The organism is Streptomyces sp. LUP30, assembly GCF_001746365.1.
Classification (GTDB): Bacteria; Actinomycetota; Actinomycetes; order Streptomycetales; family Streptomycetaceae; genus Streptomyces.
Genome location: NZ_MJAJ01000006.1, coordinates 40748 through 56837, shown reverse-complemented (window position 1 = coordinate 56837; position 16090 = coordinate 40748). Strand labels below are relative to the sequence as shown.

The 16090-nt window shown below is 70.6% G+C and carries 18 protein-coding genes and 1 pseudogene; 11 read left to right on the top strand and 8 right to left on the bottom strand.

Translation table 11 applies throughout. The features are described from left to right. Positions 1-47: 47 nt before the first annotated feature. Positions 48-125 (top strand): annotated as a pseudogene (locus BG482_RS45005) (type II toxin-antitoxin system RelE/ParE family toxin); the annotation flags it as partial. A gap of 134 nt (positions 126-259) precedes the next feature. On the opposite strand, the gene BG482_RS07585 reads toward BG482_RS45005, so the two are convergent. Beyond that, positions 260-670, bottom strand: a complete 411-nt coding sequence (locus BG482_RS07585; protein WP_107450430.1) for a helix-turn-helix domain-containing protein — start codon at positions 668-670, stop codon at positions 260-262. Positions 671-788: 118 nt separating this feature from the next. On the opposite strand from BG482_RS07585, the gene BG482_RS07580 reads away from it, so the two are divergent. The 3 genes from BG482_RS07580 to BG482_RS07570 are packed head-to-tail and all read left to right on the top strand — an operon-like array spanning position 789 to position 2834. Further along, on the top strand, positions 789-1466 hold the full coding sequence (locus BG482_RS07580; protein WP_069768114.1) for a DsbA family protein: 678 nt from the start codon (positions 789-791) through the stop codon (positions 1464-1466). Between the two features lie 15 nt (positions 1467-1481). Next, complete coding sequence (locus BG482_RS07575) at positions 1482-2126, top strand: FMN-dependent NADH-azoreductase (protein WP_069768113.1); 645 nt, start codon at positions 1482-1484, stop codon at positions 2124-2126. Positions 2127-2168: 42 nt separating this feature from the next. Then, positions 2169-2834: an NAD(P)-dependent oxidoreductase gene (locus BG482_RS07570; RefSeq protein WP_069768235.1), complete on the top strand. Its 666-nt coding sequence runs from the start codon at positions 2169-2171 to the stop codon at positions 2832-2834. Between the two features lie 47 nt (positions 2835-2881). On the opposite strand, the gene BG482_RS43810 is transcribed toward BG482_RS07570, so the two are convergent. Together BG482_RS43810 and ychF are read right to left on the bottom strand one after the other, a co-directional pair. Next, positions 2882-3028 (bottom strand): hypothetical protein, encoded by a 147-nt coding sequence (locus tag BG482_RS43810; RefSeq protein ID WP_176741325.1) that lies wholly within the window; start codon positions 3026-3028, stop codon positions 2882-2884. 368 nt (positions 3029-3396) lie between these two features. After that, complete coding sequence (ychF, locus tag BG482_RS07565; RefSeq protein ID WP_069768112.1) at positions 3397-4485, bottom strand: redox-regulated ATPase YchF; 1089 nt, start codon at positions 4483-4485, stop codon at positions 3397-3399. A gap of 385 nt (positions 4486-4870) precedes the next feature. On the opposite strand from ychF, the gene BG482_RS07560 reads away from it, so the two are divergent. Beyond that, positions 4871-5272, top strand: coding sequence for a DUF6542 domain-containing protein (locus BG482_RS07560; RefSeq protein WP_370745760.1), 402 nt, complete (start codon positions 4871-4873; stop codon positions 5270-5272). Between the two features lie 112 nt (positions 5273-5384). On the opposite strand, the gene ppgK is transcribed toward BG482_RS07560, so the two are convergent. Together ppgK and BG482_RS07550 are read right to left on the bottom strand one after the other, a co-directional pair. Further along, positions 5385-6131 carry a polyphosphate--glucose phosphotransferase gene (ppgK, locus tag BG482_RS07555; protein ID WP_069768111.1) on the bottom strand — a complete coding sequence of 249 codons (747 nt, stop codon included), beginning with the start codon at positions 6129-6131 and terminating at the stop codon, positions 5385-5387. A 30-nt stretch (positions 6132-6161) separates the two neighbouring features. Beyond that, positions 6162-7190 carry a 4-hydroxy-3-methylbut-2-enyl diphosphate reductase gene (locus BG482_RS07550; protein WP_107450415.1) on the bottom strand — a complete coding sequence of 343 codons (1029 nt, stop codon included), beginning with the start codon at positions 7188-7190 and terminating at the stop codon, positions 6162-6164. Between the two features lie 98 nt (positions 7191-7288). Between BG482_RS07550 and xseA the strand changes: the two genes are divergently transcribed. The 3 genes from xseA to BG482_RS07535 all read left to right on the top strand — a co-directional run bounded on the left by xseA (position 7289) and on the right by BG482_RS07535 (position 9569). Further along, positions 7289-8557 carry an exodeoxyribonuclease VII large subunit gene (gene xseA, locus BG482_RS07545; protein ID WP_069768109.1) on the top strand — a complete coding sequence of 423 codons (1269 nt, stop codon included), beginning with the start codon at positions 7289-7291 and terminating at the stop codon, positions 8555-8557. After that, positions 8554-8784 (top strand): exodeoxyribonuclease VII small subunit, encoded by a 231-nt coding sequence (locus BG482_RS07540; RefSeq protein WP_069768108.1) that lies wholly within the window; start codon positions 8554-8556, stop codon positions 8782-8784. Before xseA ends, BG482_RS07540 begins: the two co-directional genes overlap by 4 nt. A 194-nt stretch (positions 8785-8978) precedes the next feature. After that, entirely contained in the window at positions 8979-9569 is a 591-nt protein-coding gene (locus BG482_RS07535) for a malonic semialdehyde reductase (RefSeq protein ID WP_069768107.1), read from the top strand. 84 nt (positions 9570-9653) lie between these two features. On the opposite strand, the gene BG482_RS07530 is transcribed toward BG482_RS07535, so the two are convergent. Next, the gene (locus BG482_RS07530; protein WP_069768106.1) at positions 9654-10181 is read right to left on the bottom strand and encodes a DUF4245 domain-containing protein; all 528 of its coding nucleotides are present in this window, start codon (positions 10179-10181) and stop codon (positions 9654-9656) included. 131 nt (positions 10182-10312) lie between these two features. Here BG482_RS07530 and glpX point away from each other — a divergent pair, with 131 nt between their 5' ends. Continuing rightward, positions 10313-11347, top strand: coding sequence for a class II fructose-bisphosphatase (gene glpX / locus BG482_RS07525; protein WP_069768105.1), 1035 nt, complete (start codon positions 10313-10315; stop codon positions 11345-11347). A gap of 134 nt (positions 11348-11481) precedes the next feature. Here glpX and BG482_RS07520 read toward each other — a convergent pair whose 3' ends face one another. After that, positions 11482-11856 carry a WhiB family transcriptional regulator gene (locus BG482_RS07520; RefSeq protein ID WP_069768104.1) on the bottom strand — a complete coding sequence of 125 codons (375 nt, stop codon included), beginning with the start codon at positions 11854-11856 and terminating at the stop codon, positions 11482-11484. A 130-nt stretch (positions 11857-11986) separates the two neighbouring features. After that, a complete protein-coding gene (locus BG482_RS07515; protein ID WP_069768103.1) occupies positions 11987-12697 on the bottom strand; it encodes a DUF1707 domain-containing protein in 711 nt (236 codons plus the stop codon). 177 nt (positions 12698-12874) lie between these two features. Between BG482_RS07515 and BG482_RS07510 the strand changes: the two genes are divergently transcribed. Together BG482_RS07510 and BG482_RS07505 are read left to right on the top strand one after the other, a co-directional pair. Continuing rightward, a complete protein-coding gene (locus BG482_RS07510) occupies positions 12875-14542 on the top strand; it encodes a fumarate hydratase (protein ID WP_069768102.1) in 1668 nt (555 codons plus the stop codon). Positions 14543-14657: 115 nt separating this feature from the next. Continuing rightward, positions 14658-16043 carry a class II fumarate hydratase gene (locus BG482_RS07505; protein WP_069768101.1) on the top strand — a complete coding sequence of 462 codons (1386 nt, stop codon included), beginning with the start codon at positions 14658-14660 and terminating at the stop codon, positions 16041-16043. Positions 16044-16090 lie beyond the last annotated feature (47 nt).

Here is a 16090-nt window from a genome sequence, read left to right as displayed (position 1 = left end):
GCGCCCCCGGCGGCAGGCGTCGGGCACGCCGGAGACGCCGGCGCGCGGTGAGTGAGCACCGAACCGTCTTCCGCCCGGAGGCGCAGGCCGAACTTCGGAAGATCCCTCGGGACATGGCGCTGCGACATCCCGATCGCCGTCGCCTGCGTGTGCGTCTCCCTGCTCGGCGCCGGTGTCGGCATGGTGACGCACACCCTCGTCCTCACCACGCAGAACGGCCTTCCCGCCCGACGCCGACAGCCGACGGCTGCCCCTGCGGTCAGGACCGGGCTGCTGGTGCCGCGGCGCGGGCCCGGTGCTCGCGGATCTCGTCGTGATGGTCGGCGGCCCAGCCGATCAGGGACGTCACGATCTCGTGGAGGCCGCGCCCCAGCGGGGTGAGGGCGTACTCGACGCGCGGTGGAACCTCCGCGTATGCGGTGCGGATGATCAGACCGTCCTCGTGGAGCCGGCGGAGCGTGAGGGTGAGCATCCGCTGGGAGATTCCGGGGACCTGGCGCTGCAGGTCGGTGTAGCGCAGCGGGCCGGCCTCCACCACCGCGATGAGCAGCAGGCTCCACTTGTCGCCGACGCGGTCGAGGACCTGCCGGATGAACTCCATGTGCTCTGCGGGGATGCGGGCACAGGGTCCCACCGCCGCCGCGCCGTCCGGGCTGCCGGTGACCTCCATGACGAACATTCCTCTCCGGCACGAACACCGATGTGCCTTTTGTGTCGACTTCCATACTGGCCCATCATGGCGCTACGAACAAAAAGTAGGAATCAAGCGCAGGCATGGGAGGCGCGTCATGGAGATCGAGATCTGGGCCGAGGTCACCTGCCCGTGGTGCGGACTGGGCAGCCACCGTCTGGACCGGGCCGTGGAGCGGTTCGAGCACGGCGGCGAGGTGGAGGTCGTCCACCACTCGTTCCCACTGAGCAGCTCCTTCCCCGTGGGCGAGACCTTCAGCGTCCGTGACGCGCTGCTGCACCGGCACGGCATGGGCGGCTCCCAGGCCGAGGCGTCGACACGTCGGATCGAGGCGCTGGCCGAGTCCGAGGGGCTCAGCCCCTACCAGGTGCTGGACAACCTGGTCGGCAACACCGACCTGGCGCACGAGTTCCTCGCCCACGCCTCCGCCGAGGGCAGGAACCCCGAAGCCTGGGACGCGATCTTCCGCGCCTACTTCGGTCAGGCCCGCCCGGTCTTCAGCCTGGACGACCTGCTCGACCTGGCTCAGGAGATCGCTCTGGACCGCGAGGGCACGCGTCAGGCGCTCACCGAGCACCGCTACCAGCGGCAGGTCCGCGACGATGCCGCCCGCGGCCGGCGCCTGGGGGCCACCGGAGCACCCTTCATCGTCGTCGACGGCCGGTACGGCATCCCCGGCACCGACGGCGACGCTCCGGTCTGCGGCCCGGACGGCTGCGCCGTACCGCAGCCGGCCTCCACCGGTCGCTCCCCGACCCACCCTCGATCATTTTGAAAGGCTGAACTCTCCATGTCCTACCTGCTGCACATCGACGCCTCCTCGCTCGACGAGGCATCCGTCTCCCGTCAGGTCGCCCGGTCCTTCCGTGACGAGTGGAAGGGCGCCGTCGTCCACCGCGACCTGGCCGTCCACCCCGCCCCGCACCTCAGCGCGGCGGGCATCACCGCCCGCACCACCGACCCCCCCGAGCACACCCCCGAGCAGGCGAAGGCCCTGGCGGTCCAGGACGAACTGATCGAGGAATTCCTCGGCGCCGACGCTTACCTCTTCACCGTGCCGATGTACAACCTCACGATGCCGTCCGTGTTCAAGGCATGGCTGGACCAGATCATGGTCGCCGGGCGCACCCTGAGCTTCGACGGACCTCCTCCCACCCTCGGCCGCCCCGCCGTACTGATCTCCGCACGCGGCGGCGGCTACGGCCCCGGCGCCCCCGAGCACGGCATGGACCACCTGGTGCCGACGCTGGAAACCGTCCTCGGCCACCCGACCAACCTCGGCCTCGACCTGACGACGGTCCTGCCCGAACTGACCATGGCCCCGTACGTGCCGATGATGGCCCGGCTGCTGCCGATGCACGAGGCGTCCATGACGAAGGCGCACGACGAGGCCCGCCGCCTGGGCTCTGCCCTGACCGGTCAGCCGGCCGCCTGATCCCCCCTCCACCCTGAACTGCCCGAAAGGCGTTTGATCACCATGAGCAACCTCCTGGTCCTCGGCGGCAGCGGCCGCACCGGCTCCCACGTCCTGGAGCACGCGGCCCAGCGCGGCCACCACGTCCGCGCCCTCGTCCGCAACCCCGACAAGGTGCCGGCACCGGCCGGCGTCGAGCTGATCCAGGGCACCCCTGCGAACATCGACGACATCCGCCGGGCCGCCGAAGGCACCGAGGGGGTGATCAGCGCGCTGTCCAACGCCCGCGCCTCCGACAACCCGTGGGCCAAGCCGGTCAGCCCGCCGATGCTCATGACCGACGCCGCCCGCAACACGCTCACCGTCATGGGCGAACAGGGCATACCCCGCATCGTGCTGACGTCCACGCAGGGCGCGGGCGACGACTGGGCCCGGCTCAACCCGCTGGTCAGGGCGTTCATCAAGCTGTCGAACATCAAGGCGGGCTTCGAGGACCACACCGGCCTCGACCAGGTCGTCCGCGCCTCGTCCGGCATCGACTGGACCCTGGCCCGCGCCGTCGCCCTCACCGACAAGCCCGCCGGTGGCCCCGTACGGGCAGCCGAGGCCGGCACCGAAAAGCCCGGCGCCTGGATCAACCGCGCCGACCTCGCCCAGTTCCTCGTCCAGACGATCGAGGACGACACCTGGATCCGCAGAGCCCCCCTCGTCTGGAACACCCGAGGATGACCCACCCCATGATCCACACCCACGCCGTGCACAACAGCTGTCCGATCTCAGGCGCGCCGCCCCTCGACCGCGACGCCGGACTGGAGTGACATGACGACAACCGACACCCCCACACCGACATCGCGTTCAACCAGCGCCTGCGCGTCGTGTTCGACGATCTTCAGAAGGCGTTCGGGGCCGTGGCGCTCAGGCACGGCATCACTCGGCGACGACCTCGAGCCCTTCCTCGGCGACTGGAGCCCCTCCCGCTCCTACTGAGCCTTGGCTCGCCACATCGTGGCGGATCGCCGGTTACCGACATCGGCGGTCCACGGAACTGCAGAAAACGGACCAGGGGAAGTCACACCGCCACGAACCGGACCCGCTCGCCGCACAGCTCGGCACATGCCGTCGATATCGGAAGTCAGCATGGCCACGGGGCGATGCTGTCGCAGCGCGGCCTCGGCGACTCTCATCCCAGCACGATCCGGGCACGGAAAAAACGAAGGGTCCGACTCCCCGGAGTCAGACCCTTCCTGACCTGCATGTTCACCAGATCGACGGCGCGGTGGTAGGTGACCCGCTACACGTTGAAGCGGAACTCCACCACATCGCCGTCCTGCATCACGTACTCCTTGCCCTCCATGCGGGCCTTGCCCTTCGCGCGGGCCTCGGCGACCGAGCCGGTCTCCACCAGGTCGGCGAAGGAGATGACCTCCGCCTTGATGAAGCCCTTCTGGAAGTCCGTGTGGATGACGCCGGCGGCCTCGGGGGCGGTGGCCCCCTTCTTGATCGTCCAGGCGCGGGATTCCTTGGGACCGGCCGTGAGGTACGTCTGCAGGCCGAGGGTGTTGAAGCCGACGCGGGCGAGGGTGGTGAGGCCGGGCTCCTCCGCGCCGACCGACTCCAGGAGCTCCATGGCGTCGTCCTCGTCCAGCTCGGCGAGGTCCGCCTCCAGCTTGGCGTTGAGGAAGATCGCCTCGGCGGGGGCGACCAGGGCGCGCTGCTCGGCCTTGAAGTCCTCGTCGACCAGTTCGTCCTCGTCGACGTTGAAGACGTAGAGGAACGGCTTGGTGGTGAGCAGGTGCAGGTCGTGCAGGAGCTCCTCGTTGCCCGAGCCCTGGACGATGCCCGCGGAGAAGAGCGTGTCGCCCTTCTCCAGGATCTCCTTCGCCGCCTCGACCGCCGCGACCTTGGGTCCGACGTCCTTCTTGATCCGCGACTCCTTCTGGAGGCGGGGCAGGACCTTCTCGATGGTCTGCAGGTCGGCGAGGATCAGCTCGGTGTTGATCGTCTCGATGTCGTCCTTGGGCGAGACCTTGCCGTCGACGTGGACGACGTTCTCGTCCTTGAAGGCGCGGATGACCTGGCAGATCGCATCGGACTCGCGGATGTTCGCCAGGAACTTGTTGCCCAGGCCCTCACCCTCGGAGGCGCCCTTCACGATGCCCGCGATGTCGACGAAGTCGACGGTGGCCGGAAGGATCCGCTGCGAGGAGAAGATCTCGGCCAGCTTGGTCAGGCGCGCGTCGGGGACGCCGACCACGCCCACGTTCGGCTCGATCGTGGCGAACGGGTAGTTGGCCGCCAGCACGTCGTTCTTGGTCAGGGCGTTGAACAGGGTCGACTTGCCGACATTCGGCAGACCGACGATTCCGATCGTGAGCGACACGTTGCGACTTCCCGTGGTGAGAGGGCCAAAGGGCCCGTTCCCGGAGTGAGAGGGCCAGGGCCAGAGGGCTGACCGATCCACCAGTTTACGGCGTGGCCGGCCCCGGCCCGGCGGCCCTGTCGAACGGATGGCCAAGCATCGCCGCACGGCGTGTCCGACACCCGATTCAGCACATAAACCGACCTAGGTTGGTCCGGTGGAGCAACACAGGACGCGCCCCCCGAACCCAGGCACCCGACCCGGCGGTCAGCCGCTGCCGCCCCAGGCCGACCGGGAGGCAAACCGCAGACCGCCACGCCCGGCCGCGAGGCCCGCACGCCCCGCACGCCCCGCAGGACGGCGGCCGGCTCCGCCGTCGTCGGCGGCGGCGACCGGCCCGGGGGCCGTGCGACGGCTGCCGAACCCACGGCTCACCGGGCTGGGCGGCGGCTTGTTCAGCGGTGCCCTGATGTTCGTGCTCGGATGCCTGGACCAGCTGCTCTTCGGTGCCTCGCTGACGGTGTACAGCGTGCTGTTCCTGCCGGTGTGCGTGCTCACCGGCCTCTGGGTGCGCGGAGCCGAGCTGCTCGCCGCACCGGTGGTCGTGCCGATCGCCTTCGCGGTCGGGCTGCTGCCCGTGGCCAGGGGCGGCGACGGGGCCGGGGAGCGGCTGGCGGGACTGGTGACGGCGCTGGCCACGCAGGTCGGCTGGCTCTACGGCGGCACCCTGCTGGCCGGACTGACCATCCTGACCCGCGGTCTGCACCGGACAGCGACCCGCCGACGAACCGACGCGACCCGCGACTAGCCCGCCCGGCCCGCGACCGCGGGCCGGCCCGGGGCAGGGCCCGCCGACAAACGGACGGGAGCCGCCTACGGCCGGAACCGGGGCCGAAGGCCGGGACCGGGGCCCCGGTCCCCTACTCCGGCTTGGCCGCCCTCATCGCCGCGCCCACGATTCCCGCGTTGTTCTGGAGCTGGGCCGGGACGATCTCCGCCTTGATGCCCTCGATGAAGTGCAGGAACTTGTCGGACTTGCGGCTGACGCCGCCGCCGATGATGAACAGCTCGGGTGAGAAGAGCATCTCGACGTGGGCGAGGTACTTCTGGACGCGGTGCGCCCAGTGTTCCCACGTCAGCTCGTGGTCCTCCCTGGCCTTGCTGCTGGCGCGCTTCTCGGCGTCGTGGCCGTGCAGTTCCAGGTGGCCGAGTTCGCTGTTGGGGACCAGGGCCCCGTCGACGAAGAGGGCGCTGCCGATGCCGGTGCCGAACGTCAGCATGATCACCGTGCCGCTGCGGTCGCGGCCCGCGCCGAAGGACATCTCGGCGACGCCGGCCGCGTCCGCGTCGTTGACCACGGTCACCGGCAGGCCGCCGAGCCGCTCGCCGAACAACGCGCGCGCGTCGGTGTCGATCCAGCTCTTGTCCACGTTGGCCGCCGTGCGGATGGTGGATCCGCCGGTGACCACGCCGGGAAACGTCAGGCCGACGGGGCCGCTCCAGCCGAAGTGCTCCACGACCTGCTTCACGCCGTCGGCGACGCCCTCGGGTGTCGCCGGTTGCGGGGTGAGCACTTTGTGGCGCTCCTGAGCCAGATCGCCCTTGTCCAGGTCAACGGGAGCGCCCTTGATCCCGGATCCACCGATGTCCACGCCGAAGATCTGCATGGCCCTACGTTACGACGACCGACTGATCGGTCACTCCGCCGAGGAGCCCGCGGCACCGCTTCCGCCGCGCTCGGCGACCAGCGCCGCGGCTTCTTCGCGCAGGTCGCGGCGGAGTTCCTTGGGCAGCGAGAAGGTGATGTGCTCCTCCGCGGCCTTGACCAGCTCGACGTCGCCGTAGCCGCGCTCGGTGAGCCAGGCCAGGACCTCTTCCACGAGGACCTCCGGGACGGAGGCGCCGGAGGTGACGCCCACCGTGGTGACGCCCTCCAGCCAGGCCTCGTCGATCTCGCTCGCGAAGTCCACCAGGTAGGCCTCACGGGAGCCGGCGAGCTTGGCGACCTCGACGAGCCGCTTGGAGTTGGAGGAGTTGCGCGAGCCGACCACGATCACCAGCTCGGCCTCCGCACCCATCTGCTTCACCGCGAGCTGACGGTTCTGCGTGGCGTAGCAGATGTCGTCGCTCGGCGGGGAGACGAGCTGCGGGAACTTCTCCTTCAGGGCGTCGACCGTCTCCATCGTCTCGTCGACGGAGAGGGTGGTCTGGGAGAGCCAGACGATCTTCGACGGGTCGCGGACCTCGACCTTGGCGACGTCCTCGGGGCCGTCGACGAGCTGGATGTGGTCCGGGGCCTCGCCGGAGGTGCCGATGACCTCCTCGTGGCCCTCGTGCCCGATCAGCAGGATGTCGTAGTCCTCCTGGGCGAAGCGGACGGCTTCCTTGTGGACCTTGGTGACCAGCGGGCAGGTCGCGTCGATGGTCGCGAGCCGGCCGCGCGCGGCCTCCTCGTGGACGACGGGGGCGACGCCGTGCGCGGAGAACATGACGATGTTGCCCGGGGGCACCTCCTCCGTCCGCTCGACGAAGACGGCGCCCTTGTTCTCCAGGGTCTGCACGACGTACTTGTTGTGGACGATCTCGTGCCGGACGTAGACCGGAGCCCCGTACTGCTCAAGCGCCTTCTCGACGGCGATCACGGCGCGGTCGACGCCCGCGCAGTAGCCCCGGGGAGCGGCGAGCAGGACACGGCGGCGGCCAGGCGAAGCAGTCATGCCTCCCATCGTAAGGCCGTGCCAGGCCCCCGTCGGCGTATCGGGGCCCCGCCGCCGGCCGGGTCGCGGGCCCCGGGTTGTCGGTCGGGGCCGATACTCTCGACCGCATGGCTGTGAACACGTCCGCGGACGCCCCGCTGCCCGTCGGCCAGGTCTCGCGGCTCATCGGAGGATGGATCGACCGGCTCGGCGCGGTGTGGGTCGAGGGGCAGATCACCCAGCTGTCACGGCGCCCGGGGGCGGGCGTCGTCTTTCTGACGCTGCGGGACCCTTCGCACGACATCTCCGTGGGTGTGACGTGCTACCGCCAGGTCTACGACGCGGTCGCGGACGTCGTCGGCGAGGGCGCGCGGGTCGTCGTCCACGCGAAGCCGGAGTGGTACGCGCCGCGCGGGCAGTTGTCGTTGCGGGCCGTGGAGATAAAACCGGTCGGTGTCGGGGAACTGCTGGCGCGGCTGGAGCAGTTGAAGAAGTCGCTGGCCGCGGAGGGGCTCTTCGCATCGTCGCGGAAGAAGCCGCTGCCCTTTCTGCCGCAGCTGATCGGGCTGGTGTGCGGGCGGGCCTCCGCCGCGGAGCGGGACGTCCTGGAGAACGCCCGGCACCGCTGGCCCGCGGTCCGCTTCGAGGTGCGCAACGTCGCCGTGCAGGGGGTGCACGCGGTGACCCAGGTCGTCCAGGCGGTGAAGGAGCTGGACGCGCTGGAAGAGGTGGACGTGATCGTCGTCGCGCGGGGCGGCGGAAGCGTGGAGGATCTGCTGCCGTTCTCGGACGAGCAGCTGGTCCGCGCGGTCGCGGCCTGCCGTACGCCGGTCGTCTCGGCGATCGGGCACGAGCCGGACAACCCGCTGCTCGACCATGTGGCCGACCTTCGCGCCTCGACGCCGACCGACGCCGCGAAGAAGGTGGTGCCGGACGTCGGCGAGGAGCTGGAGCGGGTGCGGATGCTGCGCGGGCGGGCGCGCAGGTGTGTGGAGGCGTACGTGGAGCGGGAGGAGCGCGGGCTCGCGCAGGCCCTCGCGCGGCCCGCGATACAGGATCCCCACCGGATGATCGACGAACGGGCCGATCACGTCGCCTCGCTCGTGGACCGTTCGCGGCGCACGCTCGGACATCTCCTGGACCGTGCCGACTCCGAACTGACGCACACGCACGCGCGCGTGGTCGCCCTGTCGCCGGCGGCGACGCTGAAGCGCGGGTACGCCGTGCTGCAGAGGGCGGACGGGCAGGTGGTCCGGGATCCCGGCGACGTGACGGCGGACGACGTGTTGCGCGCGCGGGTCGCCGAGGGCGAGTTCACCGTCCGGGTCGACGACTCGGCAGGAACCGGCGGCGCGGGAACCGGCAAGGCAGGAACCGGCAAGGGAATGGGTGCATGACGAGCAGGACGGACGAGGCGCTCGGCTACGAGCAGGCCCGGGACGAGTTGATCGAGGTAGTACGGCGTCTGGAGGCGGGGGGCACGTCGCTGGAGGAGTCCCTCGCCCTCTGGGAGCGCGGTGAGGAGCTGGCCAAGGTGTGCCGGCGCTGGCTGGAGGGCGCCCGCGCCCGGCTGGACGCGGCGCTGGCCGAGGAGGGGGAGACGGGGACCGCGGACGACGAATGATCCGCCTGCGCCCCGTCACCCCGGCAGACCCGCCGCCGACCCCGGCGCCACACCGCCCCGGGTGACTGTGAAGTGGATCACTCCACCCCGCCATTCGTTGAACCTTGAACTTCCCTGACGTACGGTCGACGACGTCAGCCGATCCGGACCACGGTCCGGTACTGGATCCGGACGCACCCCGAGGAAGTCCACGCATGTCTCTCGCTCTTGACCCCGCCGCCCAGGACCTGCTGTTCCGCGAGGCCCGCACCGCGAACGCCTTCACCGACGAGCCGGTGACCGACGAGCAGGTCCAGGCGATCTACGACCTGGTCAAGTACGGGCCGACGGCGTTCAACCAGACCCCGCTGCGCATCACCCTGGTCCGCTCCGCCGAGGCCCGCGAGCGCCTGGTGCAGCACATGGCCGAGGGCAACCAGGCCAAGACCTCGACCGCCCCGCTGGTCGCGATCCTCTCCGCGGACAACGAGTTCCACGAGGAGCTGCCCACCCTCTTCCCGGCCTTCCCGCAGGCCAAGGACCTCTTCTTCAGCGAGCGTCCGGCCCGTGAGGGCGCCGCCGCGCTGAACGCCGCCCTGCAGGCCGCGTACTTCATCATCGGCGTCCGTGCCGCGGGCCTCGCCGCCGGCCCGATGACCGGCGTCGACCTGGAGGGCGTCCGCAAGGAGTTCCTGGACGACGACCACACCCCGCTGATGGTCGTCAACATCGGCAGGCCCGGCGAGGACGCCTGGTACCCGCGCTCCCCGCGCCTTGCCTACGACGAGGTCGTCACCACCGTCTGAGACCGCGCACGCGCGAAGAGGCCCCCGGCACACACGCCGGGGGCCTCTTCGCGCGTGCGCCCGGGTGCGTGCGCACGGGTGGGCTCACGCCAGCTTCAGCGCGCCGGCCATCGTCGTCAGCTGTCCGAAGCCGCCCGTGCCGGCGACCACCGTGGTGGAACCCTTGGCGGCGTCCCGCAGGACGAGGGCGTCGTAGCGGCCGCCGGTGTAACGGGTCCAGGTGCGGCCGTCGATCTGCTCGGTGACCTTGGTCTCGGTCGAGCCCTGGCTGGCCTCGTCGATGAACTGCGAGCGGCGCTGAGTGGACTGCTCGATGGTCACGTACTCCCCGTCGGGGGCGTGGAAGCCGAGGTGCCAGGCGTCGAAGTCGTCGCCCTTGAAGCGCACCGAGGTCGCCTTCCACGTGTCGGGCAGGCCCTCGGGCGCGGCCACCGGGTACGACGCCGCTCGGCGCGCGGTGAGGAGTTCGACGCGGTAGTCGACCCGCTTGACGTCGGGAGCGCGGTCGTCGTGCGGGATGAAGAGGTAGATGACCCACGCCGCGATCATGATCAGCCCCAGGGAGAGGATCATGTCCCGGGCCGTCTTCTGCTTGCCGTTCGAACCTGCCACGCCCCCTATCGTCGCAGGTGCCCGGCGCGCTCATCCGTGGGGTCCCCTGCTCATTTTGTCGTACTGACGATAGAGTCGGACTTCGAACCCTCATCCGGCCGTCGTCGTATCAGTCAGAAAGGTGCGCTCCGATGACCGAGCATCATCACTTGCCGTCCGAACTCGATGTGCCCTCCGAGGCCCCCGACCGCAACCTCGCCCTGGAACTCGTCCGGGTGACCGAAGCCGCCGCCATGGCCGCGGGCCGCTGGGTGGGACGCGGGGACAAGAACGGCGCCGACGGCGCCGCGGTACGCGCCATGCGCACCCTCGTGTCCACCGTGTCGATGAACGGCGTGGTCGTCATCGGGGAGGGCGAGAAGGACGAAGCCCCGATGCTCTTCAACGGCGAGCGCGTCGGCGACGGCACCGGGCCCGAGGTCGACATCGCGGTCGACCCGATCGACGGCACCACGCTGACGGCCAAGGGCATGCCGAACGCGATCGCCGTCCTCGCCGCCACCGAGCGCGGGGCCATGTTCGACCCGTCCGCCGTGTTCTACATGGACAAGCTGGTCACCGGGCCGGAGGCGGCCGAGTTCGTCGACATCGACGCGCCCGTCGAGGTCAACATCCGCCGGGTCGCCAAGGCCAAGCGGGCCACGCCCGAGGACGTCACCGTCGTCATCCTGGACCGGCCGCGGCACGCGGGCATCATCGAGGAGATCCGGGCGACCGGTGCGCGCATCAAGCTCATCTCCGACGGCGACGTCGCCGGCTCGATCCTGGCTCTGCGCGAAGGCACCGGCATCGACCTGCTGCTCGGCGTCGGCGGCACGCCCGAAGGAATCATCTCGGCCTGCGCCGTGAAGTGCCTGGGCGGCGTCATCCAGGGCAAGCTGTGGCCCAAGGACGACGAGGAGCGGCAGCGTGCGATCGACGCCGGGCACGACCTCGACCGGGTGCTGACCACCGAGGACCTGGTCACCGGCGAGAACGTGTTCTTCGTCGCCACCGGCATCACCGACGGCGAGCTGCTGCGGGGCGTCCGGTACCGGTCGGAGACGGCGACCACGGACTCGATCGTGATGCGGTCGAAGTCCGGCACGGTCCGGCGCATCGACTCGGAGCACCGGCTGAGCAAGCTGCGGGCCTACAGCGCCGTCGACTTCGACCGGGCGAAGTAGCCGGTCCGGGCGAAGCGGCATCGGCCGGGCGGCACGCCACCGCCGGACGAAGCGGCTTCGCCCTGGCTCGTTCCGGTCTGCGGGCGCCCCCCGGTGCGGAGGGGGGCGCCCCTTTCATGCTCCGGACGCGCGCCCTAACCGGCCTGCGCTATGCGGCCCGCCGCGCGCGCCTTCTGCAGTTCGACGTCCCGGCGGCGGCGCCGGGCGAGGACCACGCGGCGCTCGGCCGCGGTGAGGCCGCCCCAGACGCCGTAGGGCTCGGGCTGAAGCAGCGCGTGCTCGCGGCACTCCACCATCACGGGACAGCGCGCGCAGACCCGCTTCGCCGCTTCCTCGCGCGAGAGCCGGGCGGCCGTGGGCTCCTTGGAGGGGGCGAAGAACAGGCCTGCCTCGTCCCGGCGGCACACCGCCTCGGTGTGCCAGGGAGCGTCTTGGTCCCTGTCGCGCGCTGGCACCCGCTGGGCCGGGACGGCGGCGACCTGCAGGGACGAATGCGGCGGTTGCAGCACGGGTCTACTCCTGACGACGGCTTCGCGAGCGAGCGACGATGCAGCAAGGCCTACCCGCTGTACGCGCGCCTATGCACAGGGTTCGCGACCGCCGGACTCCGCCGGCCCCGACGTTGGCGCGTTCTCGCCGTCAACGGTCCAGGTGTCTGCGCAGCCCCTTGTCGACCTTGCGCTGCACCCGGTCCAGGATGTCCGCCACGAGCTTGCCCCGCTTCGGCCGGCCCTCGATGTTGCCCAGGACCGCCCAGCCGTCGACGTAGACCACCGGCGCGTCCGGCTGCGGGGAGTCCAGCGCGTCCACCTCGAAGTTGCCGAGGACCGCGCCGCCGGTGCCGCGCAGCGACACGTTCTCCGGGACGCGGACCTCCACGTTGCCGAAGACCGAGATCGCCTTGATCACCACCTGCTGGTACTCGAAGAGCGCCTCGGTGAGGTCGATCTCCACGCTGCCGAAGACCGCATAGGCGTGAATCCGTCGGCCCGCGCGCCAGCGTCCACGACGGACCGCACTGCTGAAGATCGCGACAACGCTGTCGTCGGGGTCCGCCGGGATCGCGCCGACGGTGGGCCGGGAGGGGGCGGAGGCGGGAGCCGCGCGCCGCTCATGCGCGGCCGGCAGGTCCCGGACGAACGCCTCCAGCTCGCCGACCGTCTTCGCGGCCAGCACGCCGTCGACGCGCTCGGCGTGCTCGTCGGCCGTCAGCCGGCCCTCCGCCAGGGCCTCGCGCAGCATGTCGGCGATACGGTCGCGGTCGGCGTCCGACGCGCGCAGCTCGGCGACCGGCGCGGAGGCCGTGGTGGGGGCGGCGGCAGGGGCGCTGCTCTGCTTCTGAAGGTCCACGACAGCAGCCTACCGAAACACGATAGATCGCGATACCCCTGTTCCCGGCCGTCCGCGCGTCCGGGAACAGGGGTACTGAGCCCGACCTCACAGACCCGCCGTCCGCGGCAGGTCCTACGCTGGTGGGCGCCCGCCAATGGAGGCGGTCGCCGTCTGTCGAGTGAGGAATGGGCACCGATGCCTGAGTTCGAGTACACCGATCTGCTCCCCCAGGGAGAGGACACCACCCCCTACCGGCTGGTGACCTCCGAGGGTGTCTCCACCTTCGAGGCCGACGGGCGGACGTTCCTCAAGGTCGAGCCGGAGGCGCTGCGCAAGCTCGCCGAGGAGGCGATCCACGACATCCAGCACTATCTGCGCCCGGCCCACCTCGCCCAGCTGCGCCGCATCATCGACGACCCGGAGGCCTCCGCCAACGACAAGTTCGTCGCGCTGGACCTGCTGAAGAACGCGAACATCGCGGCCGCGGGCGTGCTGCCCATGTGCCAGGACACCGGCACCGCGATCGTCATGGGCAAGCGCGGGCAGAACGTGCTCACCGAGGGCGGCGACGAGGCCGCCCTCAGCCGCGGGATCTACGACGCGTACCTGAACCTCAATCTGCGCTACTCGCAGATGGCCCCGCTGACCATGTGGGACGAGAAGAACACCGGCTCCAACCTCCCGGCGCAGATCGAGCTGTACGCCACCGACGGCGGCGCCTACAAGTTCCTGTTCATGGCGAAGGGCGGCGGCTCGGCCAACAAGAGCTTCCTCTACCAGGAGACGAAGGCCGTCCTGAACGAAGCCTCCATGATGAAGTTCCTGGAGGAGAAGATCCGCTCGCTGGGCACGGCCGCCTGCCCGCCGTACCACCTGGCGATCGTCGTCGGCGGCACCAGCGCCGAGTACGCGCTGAAGACCGCGAAGTACGCCTCCGCGCACTACCTGGACGAGATCCCGGCGGAGGGATCGCCGCTCGGGCACGGTTTCCGGGACAAGGAGCTGGAGGAGAAGGTCTTCGAACTGACGCAGAAGATCGGCATCGGCGCGCAGTTCGGCGGCAAGTACTTCTGCCACGACGTGCGCGTGGTGCGCCTCCCGCGGCACGGCGCGTCCTGCCCGGTCGCCATCGCCGTCTCCTGTTCGGCCGACCGCCAGGCCGTGGCGAAGATCACCGCCGAGGGCGTCTTCCTGGAGCAGCTGGAGACGGACCCGGCGCGGTTCCTGCCGGAGACCACGGACGAGCACCTCGACGAGGCGTCCGACGTCGTCCGGATCGACCTGAACCAGCCGATGGACGACATCCTCGCCGAGCTGACCAAGTACCCGGTCAAGACGCGGCTTTCGCTGACCGGCCCGCTGGTCGTGGCGCGTGACATCGCGCACGCCAAGATCAAGGAGCGGCTGGACGCGGGCGAGGAGATGCCGCAGTACCTGAAGGACCACCCGGTGTACTACGCGGGTCCGGCCAAGACCCCCGAGGGGTACGCCTCCGGTTCCTTCGGGCCGACGACCGCCGGCCGCATGGACTCCTACGTGGAGCAGTTCCAGGCCGCGGGCGGCTCCAAGGTGATGCTGGCCAAGGGCAACCGCAGCAAGCAGGTCACCGACGCGTGCGACGCCCACGGCGGCTTCTACCTCGGCTCCATCGGCGGCCCGGCCGCGCGCCTCGCCCAGGACTGCATCAAGAAGGTCGAGGTCGTCGAGTACGAGGAGCTCGGCATGGAGGCCGTCTGGAAGATCGAGGTCGAGGACTTCCCGGCGTTCATCGTCGTCGACGACAAGGGCAACGACTTCTTCCAGGACCCCGCGCCCGCGCCCACCTTCACCACCATCCCCGTGCGAGGTCCCGGCCTCGCGTGAACGTTCAGGGGGCGGCGGAGCGACCTCGCCCCGTCGTCCCCGCACTCGTGGCACAGGCCCCTCCCCAGGGGACTGTGCCAGGAACAAGCGGGCCGCCCCGATCGCTGTACCGTGCATGAGCGACTACCGCATCGAGCACGACTCCATGGGCGAGGTACACGTCCCGGCGAACGCCAAGTGGAGGGCCCAGACCCAGCGTGCCGTCGAGAACTTCCCCGTCTCCGGCCAGCGCATCGAGCGCGCCCACATCGAGGCGCTGGCGCGCATCAAGGGAGCCGCGGCGAAGGTGAACGCGCGGCTCGGGGTGGTCGACCAGGACATCGCGGACGCCATCCAGGAGGCGGCCGCCGAGGTCGCCGAGGGCCGGTGGGACGAGCACTTCCCCGTGGACGTGTTCCAGACCGGGTCCGGGACGTCGTCCAACATGAACGCCAACGAGGTCGTCGCCACCCTCGCCACCGAGCGCCTGGGCCGGGACGTGCACCCCAACGACCACGTCAACGCCTCCCAGTCCTCCAACGACGTGTTCCCCTCCTCCCTCCACATCGCCGCCACCGCCGCCGTCACCCGCGACCTGATCCCCGCGCTGGAGCACCTCGCGGCCTCCCTCACCCGCAAGTCGGAGGAGTTCGCCGACGTCGTGAAGTCGGGGCGCACCCACCTCATGGACGCGACGCCCGTCACCCTGGGGCAGGAGTTCGGCGGGTACGCCGCCCAGGTGCGGTACGGCGTGGAGCGGCTCACCGCCTCCCTGCCCCGGCTCGCCGAGCTGCCGCTGGGCGGCACGGCCGTCGGCACCGGCATCAACACTCCCCCCGGGTTCTCCGCCGCCGTCATCGAGGAGGTCGCCCGCGTCACCGGGCTGCCGCTGACCGAGGCGCGGGACCACTTCGAGGCGCAGGGCGCGCGGGACGGGATCGTGGAGACGAGCGGCCAGCTGCGGACCATCGCCGTGGGCCTCACGAAGATCGCCAACGATCTCCGGTGGATGGCCTCGGGGCCGCGCACGGGTCTGGCCGAGATCAGCCTGCCCGACCTCCAGCCGGGTTCGTCGATCATGCCCGGCAAGGTCAACCCGGTGATCCCGGAGGCGGTGCTGATGGTCGCCGCGCAGGTCGTCGGCAACGATGCGACCGTGGCCACGGCGGGCGCGGCGGGCAACTTCGAGCTCAACGTCATGCTGCCGGTCATCGCCAAGAACGTGCTGGAGTCGATCCGGCTGCTGGCCAACGTCTCCCGGCTGCTCGCCGACCGGACCGTCGACGGGATCGTGGCCCACCGTGAACGCGCCCGGGAGTACGCCGAGTCCTCGCCGTCCGTGGTCACGCCGCTGAACAAGTACATCGGGTACGAGGAGGCCGCGAAGGTGGCCAAGAAGGCGCTGGCGGAGCGCGCGACGATCCGCCAGGTCGTCCTGGACGGCGGGTACGTGGAGCGCGGGGACCTGACGCTTCAGCAGCTCGACGAGGCGCTGGATGTCCTGCGGATGACGCGCCCGTGACATTTCGCGCCCCCGGCGTGAGAACCGTGACGCGCGCCGCAGCGTCG

What these genes read in the sequence shown, in the direction of transcription:
- glpX (WP_069768105.1), top strand. Translation starts at nt 10,313, where the DNA reads ATGACCGAGCATCATCACTTGCCGTCCGAACTCGATGTGCCCTCCGAG.
- BG482_RS07510 (WP_069768102.1), top strand. Translation starts at nt 12,875, where the DNA reads ATGCCTGAGTTCGAGTACACCGATCTGCTCCCCCAGGGAGAGGACACC.
- BG482_RS07585 (WP_107450430.1), bottom strand. Translation starts at nt 670, where the DNA reads ATGGAGGTCACCGGCAGCCCGGACGGCGCGGCGGCGGTGGGACCCTGT.
- BG482_RS07570 (WP_069768235.1), top strand. Translation starts at nt 2,169, where the DNA reads ATGAGCAACCTCCTGGTCCTCGGCGGCAGCGGCCGCACCGGCTCCCAC.
- ppgK (WP_069768111.1), bottom strand. Translation starts at nt 6,131, where the DNA reads ATGCAGATCTTCGGCGTGGACATCGGTGGATCCGGGATCAAGGGCGCT.
- xseA (WP_069768109.1), top strand. Translation starts at nt 7,289, where the DNA reads ATGGCTGTGAACACGTCCGCGGACGCCCCGCTGCCCGTCGGCCAGGTC.
- BG482_RS07540 (WP_069768108.1), top strand. Translation starts at nt 8,554, where the DNA reads ATGACGAGCAGGACGGACGAGGCGCTCGGCTACGAGCAGGCCCGGGAC.
- BG482_RS07575 (WP_069768113.1), top strand. Translation starts at nt 1,482, where the DNA reads ATGTCCTACCTGCTGCACATCGACGCCTCCTCGCTCGACGAGGCATCC.
- BG482_RS07550 (WP_107450415.1), bottom strand. Translation starts at nt 7,190, where the DNA reads ATGGGAGGCATGACTGCTTCGCCTGGCCGCCGCCGTGTCCTGCTCGCC.
- BG482_RS07580 (WP_069768114.1), top strand. Translation starts at nt 789, where the DNA reads ATGGAGATCGAGATCTGGGCCGAGGTCACCTGCCCGTGGTGCGGACTG.
- BG482_RS07505 (WP_069768101.1), top strand. Translation starts at nt 14,658, where the DNA reads ATGAGCGACTACCGCATCGAGCACGACTCCATGGGCGAGGTACACGTC.
- BG482_RS07535 (WP_069768107.1), top strand. Translation starts at nt 8,979, where the DNA reads ATGTCTCTCGCTCTTGACCCCGCCGCCCAGGACCTGCTGTTCCGCGAG.